The 5,758-nt window shown below is 36.2% G+C and carries 7 protein-coding genes; 6 read left to right on the plus strand and 1 reads right to left on the minus strand.

From position 1 onward, the window contains the following. On the plus strand, positions 1-633 hold a 633-nt coding region (locus KBF89_08360), incomplete at its 5' end, for a Fic family protein (GenBank protein ID MBP9116333.1). A 438-nt stretch (positions 634-1,071) separates the two neighbouring features. On the opposite strand, the gene KBF89_08365 is transcribed toward KBF89_08360, so the two are convergent. Then, positions 1,072-1,248, minus strand: coding sequence for a hypothetical protein (locus tag KBF89_08365; protein MBP9116334.1), 177 nt, complete (start codon positions 1,246-1,248; stop codon positions 1,072-1,074). Between the two features lie 381 nt (positions 1,249-1,629). Between KBF89_08365 and KBF89_08370 the strand changes: the two genes are divergently transcribed. From KBF89_08370 to KBF89_08390, 5 genes are all read left to right on the plus strand, one after another. Next, positions 1,630-2,538, plus strand: coding sequence for a DUF4065 domain-containing protein (locus tag KBF89_08370; GenBank protein ID MBP9116335.1), 909 nt, complete (start codon positions 1,630-1,632; stop codon positions 2,536-2,538). Continuing rightward, a complete protein-coding gene (locus KBF89_08375; protein MBP9116336.1) occupies positions 2,528-2,890 on the plus strand; it encodes a hypothetical protein in 363 nt (120 codons plus the stop codon). Before KBF89_08370 ends, KBF89_08375 begins: the two co-directional genes overlap by 11 nt. Positions 2,891-3,241: 351 nt before the next feature. After that, positions 3,242-4,444, plus strand: coding sequence for a recombinase RecA (gene recA / locus KBF89_08380; GenBank protein MBP9116337.1), 1,203 nt, complete (start codon positions 3,242-3,244; stop codon positions 4,442-4,444). Positions 4,445-4,540: 96 nt separating this feature from the next. Beyond that, positions 4,541-5,134: a hypothetical protein gene (locus KBF89_08385; protein ID MBP9116338.1), complete on the plus strand. Its 594-nt coding sequence runs from the start codon at positions 4,541-4,543 to the stop codon at positions 5,132-5,134. 25 nt (positions 5,135-5,159) lie between these two features. Next, the coding region (locus KBF89_08390) for a tRNA (N6-isopentenyl adenosine(37)-C2)-methylthiotransferase MiaB (GenBank protein MBP9116339.1) at positions 5,160-5,758 on the plus strand (599 nt) is incomplete at its 3' end.

The following is a 5,758-nucleotide window of genomic DNA, read 5'->3' on the forward strand; positions in this document are numbered from 1 at the left end:
TTGAAAATTGCGATATCTCACCACAGGTTTGCGTGGATACATCCTTTTGATAATGGTAACGGTCGCATGGCTAGGTTGGTGACCTATGCAATGCTTATCAAGTTTGGTTTTCCACTTGACGCTGATGGACGTATAATAAATCCAACCGGTTTATTCTGTTCGGATCGTAATAAATATTACGAAATGTTGAGTGACGCCGATCAAAATGGAGACGAAGGAATTATACGTTGGTGTATATATGTGCTTGGCGGAATAAAAGAAGAAGTGGGGAAAGTAAAGAAACTAACTGATTATAAATATTTAAGCGAAAAGGTATTGATGCCATCTATCGAAGAGGCAAAAAAGATGAATGCAATTTCCAGAGATTATTCGAAAGTATTATTAAAAGTGATATCTAAACAAAAGGCAACAGCAAGTGATATACGTTTAGATTTCGAAGACTATTACCCAGAGAAAATATCTAGAATGTTAAAAAAAATGATAGAAGAAAAACTTATCCGAAGATTTCCGAAAAATGATAGTAGAACATTAGTCCCAATATTTATTAACAACAGTCTCATGAGGTTTGTTATAAACCAACTATTTAAACAAGGTTATTTAGTAGATCAAATTAACGACCTGCCAGGTAAATAAGGCCAGCTCTTCCTTTATTGGCAATTCGGACGACTGTTAAGACCTCAAGACTGACGCTTTGGTAAGGGCATTAACTGCGTAAAATTCTATGTCGCACCCACGTGTTATTCTTAAATTATTGCAGGACAGTCGACGTCTAGACATTTGTATACTTCTTGTGATCTGACCATGGTGGGGAAGAGCCGTGTAAGACAATGAGTAGCGCGCATGTATAGCTACAGCGTTTGATGCTTGCGACAAAGTGGTGCTTGTAAAGATTGTTTACAAGTTAATTTCTTATGGTAACGATACGAACGTAACGTGATCTTTAGTCTGTGGACGTTAGTTTCCAGTTTTATGCTCGAATGCATTGAATATAGGTATAGCCAAACGCTATAAATGTTAAATTACAGAATTTTCTCAAATGGTTGTTATAAATATCCGTGTTAAAAACACTGACTACTTGTCAGTGTTTTTGTTTTCTTCTTCTTTAATATCTTCTTCGATGTGTCGCTTCTCATTTTTAGCTGCGCCTTTTGCTTCGTGAAGTTTATTTTCTGCTTTATTAGCTACATCACTAACTTTATCTTTTGCATCTTCGAAAATGTCTTTTGCTTTTTTTGTTATGTCGTTCATATACACCTTTCGTGTTTATTTATTTTTACTTAACGTTTTAATACTACTTACAATGATGGACCAATTAAAATGTAGAGCCATATAATCCCATGATCTAACAGTGAGTGGTCAAGTAGCGTTTTTAATAAGAGACATAGCCGTGTATATCGTGTTATATACAGATACGAGCGTTTTTGCTTTGCTCCCATAGGGTCCGACACTACTTTTTGGACGAATCGGTACTTGTAAAGATTATTTACAAGTTAAATTATTTGCATATTAGATACATGGCCAGCAAATATCACCCAAAAAAACATGCTGATATCTTCTTTCGGATACGATGATTTAAGCTTGTGTAAAACTTTCAATATTATTGTCATACCTTGGTTGTAGTCTGTAAGTATGACCTCTCAAATAATCGAATCGCAATACGCCAAAAACGTATTGCGTAGAATTTCATACAAAATAATTGCATATTCTACTATACAGTGCTACACTGCAGTTGTCGATGAAATAAAGAGGAGGTTGGCCATGTTCACTAAAACCCTAAAAACACTGCGTAAATCTTCAAAATTGAGTCAAGAAGAAATTGCAAAAAAACTTGATATTACACGTACAACTTATTCACATCTCGAAACAGGGAATTCTTCACCCACTTTAGAACAAATAGAAAAATTGAGTTCAATTTTCGATGTAAATCCAGAAACTTTCATAAATGGTATTGCTGATAATGGCGAAAATTACGATATGGATATCGATTTAAAAGATTATACGCTAAACATCTTACCTAGAGAAATTTTAAATGAAAATATAGAAAAATTCCGTGAAGTTTTACTTTATTTATTAGACCAAGTTTCCGGAAAAGCCAACTTTGGTGAAACAGTATTATATAAACTTCTGTATTTTATAGATTTTGATTATTATGAAAAAACTGGAAAATCAATAACGGGTTTAACTTATGTGCGTAACCATTATGGTCCAACACCAAAATTAAAAACATTTGATTCAGTCGTAAAGATGATGTCAAAACGTGGGGAACTAGACGTTGTTGAAACGCCAGGTTTTAATTCGAATCAAAAAAAGTATCTTCCACGCATCGCTCCAAGGCTAGACGAGTTAAATGCGAGTGAACTCGACCATATAAATGAAGTTATTTCTAGGCTCGGAGATAAAAATGCTAAAGAGCTAACTGCGCTGTCACATAAAGACACTCCTTGGCTAGCGACAAAACACATGAAGCCCATTGATTATCAACTTGCAAAATATCGTACAAGTGAAACATCTGTGAAAGAGCTTGAGGATGAACTTTAATTCTGCGCCAGAATTTGAGAAAGAATTCAAAAAACTATTAAAAAAATATAAATCACTCGAAACAGATATAAAAATATTCAAACAAGTAATAGAAAACCTATACGAAGGCGACAACAAAACCGACAGAGAAAAATTTAAACAAAAATTCTTTGAAGGTAAAAGAGCAACCATAGTAACGCAATCAAAAAAAGACCAAATTGCTATAAAAGCCCGATTAGATTGTGCTTACCTCAACAATGATTCATTACGCATAATATTTATAAAAGAATCCGATACAATAACACTCATAGAGATCTTCAATAAAAGCGAAAAACAACGAGAAGACAAAGAGCGCATTAGACGCTATCTGTAATAGGGTCCGACACTACCTTAGGGACAAAGCTGTACTTGTAAAGTTTGTTTATAAGTTAAATAATGCGAAGTAGCTGTGCGCCACAATCTAATATAGTTATGTATTCAGGTCACGGAAATTAAAATAGCGCAAAATAAAATAACGTTATTTATCAATGCTGATCAGGCCATTTAAATATCTCTCAAAATTTTTCCTTTAAATACTTGAACCGAACATTTGTTCGTAGTAGTTTAATTGTCACACCTTCAAGGTATAGTTTTAAACAGAACCCAAAAAGCTATAAGCAAAATGCTACAAGCTCTGAAAAGAAAGAAACATTGTTAAAGTATTAGCAATGCGAAAGGAAAACAAATGGATTCAAATCAAGCACTAGATATGGCCCTTGGTCAGATAGATAAACAATTCGGTAAAGGCGCAATTATGAAATTGGGCGACCGAGGTCACGTTGGTGTTGCATCAATTTCGACTGGAGCATTATCGCTCGATATTGCATTGGGAATAGGTGGTCTTCCTCGAGGACGCGTCATTGAAATGTTTGGTCCTGAATCTTCTGGTAAATCAACCCTTGCTATGCACGTAGTTGCAGAAGCTCAACGCAATGGTGGAACATGTGCATATATTGATGCAGAGCATGCTCTTGATCCAGTTTATGCTGCAAAAATTGGAATCAATGTTGATGAACTTTTAATTTCACAACCAGACACTGGTGAGCAAGGTTTAGAAATCGCCGATATGCTGGTGCGCTCTGGAGCACTTGATGTCATTGTTGTCGACTCTGTTGCTGCTTTAGTTCCTCGAGCTGAAATTGAAGGCGACATGGGTGATTCACATATGGGACTTCAAGCTCGCCTGATGTCACAAGCACTTCGTAAGCTTACAGCCAACCTAAATAAATCAAATACAATAATGATTTTCATTAACCAATTGAGAGAAAAAATTGGTGTTATGTTTGGTTCAAATGAGACTACACCTGGTGGTCGTGCTTTGAAATTCTATTCTTCTGTACGTCTAGATATTCGACGTATCGAATCTATAAAAGATGGTACCGACATTGTTGGTAACCGTGTACGTGTGAAAGTGGTTAAAAACAAAATTGCTGCACCATTTAAACAAGCAGAATTCGACATTATGTATGGTGAAGGAATCTCGCGTGAAGGGAACCTACTTGACGTCGCAGTTGAAAAAGAAATTATCAAAAAGGCAGGAGCCTGGTTTACTTACGAAGGCGAACAACTTGGTCAAGGACGCGAAAATGCTAAACAATATCTTAAGGATAACGTAGATCTGGTTTTTGAAATTGATGCACTTGTACGTGCAGCATGTGAGATTGAACCAGATGCAGACAAAACTGAATCTGAACTAGCAAAAAATTCTGAAGCGACACCTATTATGAAAACAGGTAAAACTAAGAAAGCTAGAGATGCAGCAGCAGCAAAAGCAGAAGCTGACGCAAAAGAGGCAGAAGAAGCCAAAGCTCCAGCAGGGACAGTACCTGCAGGAACTAAATCTAAGAGCCTGATAGATGAAAAGTCTAAAGCTGCTAATAAAAAATAGTTACTAACTATTTCAAACACAACGGCCACTGGGGTACCTCAGTGGTCGTTACTATATTCTGGATAATATGTCTTTGAGTTAAGTAGAATGTTTCAGATGGATAAAAAAGGAGCATGGATTGACTTAGTAGGCTTATTAAAATCTATATTTGATCAATATGAAAGATACCCAAATAGATATAAATTTCTAATGCCAGTAAACCCTTTGTCGCCCGAAGGATCTTCATCGCCAGGACTCATCTTCACCTTTGATGAAGAAATACAAATTCGTATATATCCAAAAAAAATATATGGCCAAAAAAATGGTTTTATAAACGGGAAGATGAACCCCTATTTTGAATTAGGAAATGGATTCAGTATTATTATAAGAGGGGTAAACCTAGAAGAATCCAATAATGAACGAATTAGTCGCTTAATTAAACCTCGCATTGAATATACTCAAGAACTATTAAGCAGAACAATAATGTTCCCAGATTATACAAAAAGTAACACTGAAGTCGCTGAGATGAAACGATTAGGACGAGCCCCAACCATTCCAATAAAATATAGTAAAGAATTTGGACAAGGATTGTTTGGATTAGCCGACGTTGAAGGAGATAGGATAACCGTTGGTGCTACCCGTGGTTATATAAACCGGATGATGTTAGAACTAGAACCCTATAGAGAATCCGCCTTAACTTTAGACTCATAATGAAATTAGCTAGAATATAATAATTATGTCAGCTGATTCAATAGAGATAACAAAAGATCCAAAAAGATTCTTTATAACAACTTTTGGCTGTCAAATGAACGTACACGACTCAGAACGAATCGCTGGACAACTCTTAGAAGAAGGATATGTAGAAGCCGCCAGCGAAAAAGAAGCAGACGTAATAGTATTAAACACATGTTGTATCCGTGAAAACGCCGACAAAAAACTATACGGAACAGTCGGAACCTTCGCCCAATATAAAGAAACAAACCCAAACCTACAAATAGCAGTAGGTGGATGTTTAGCCCAAAAAGACAGAGATCTAATATTAAAAAAACTTAAATCAGTAGACGTAGTATTTGGGACACACAACATCGACCGCGTAGTAGACCTACTCCAAGAAAACGAAATTACACAAGAAGCAATAATTGAAATCATCGAAGAACACGAAGCCTACCCATCAGCACTACCAGCAAGAAGAGACAGTAATTTCTCGGCATGGGTAACAATCCAAATAGGATGCGACAACAAATGTGCATTCTGTATCGTTCCAAGTGTACGAGGAAAAGAAGTATCTAGAAGGATGGGCGACATAGTCCACGAAATAGAAGACCTAGTAGCCGA

This window comes from Acidimicrobiia bacterium (assembly GCA_018057765.1).
Lineage (GTDB): Bacteria > Actinomycetota > Acidimicrobiia > IMCC26256 > JAGPDB01 > JAGPDB01.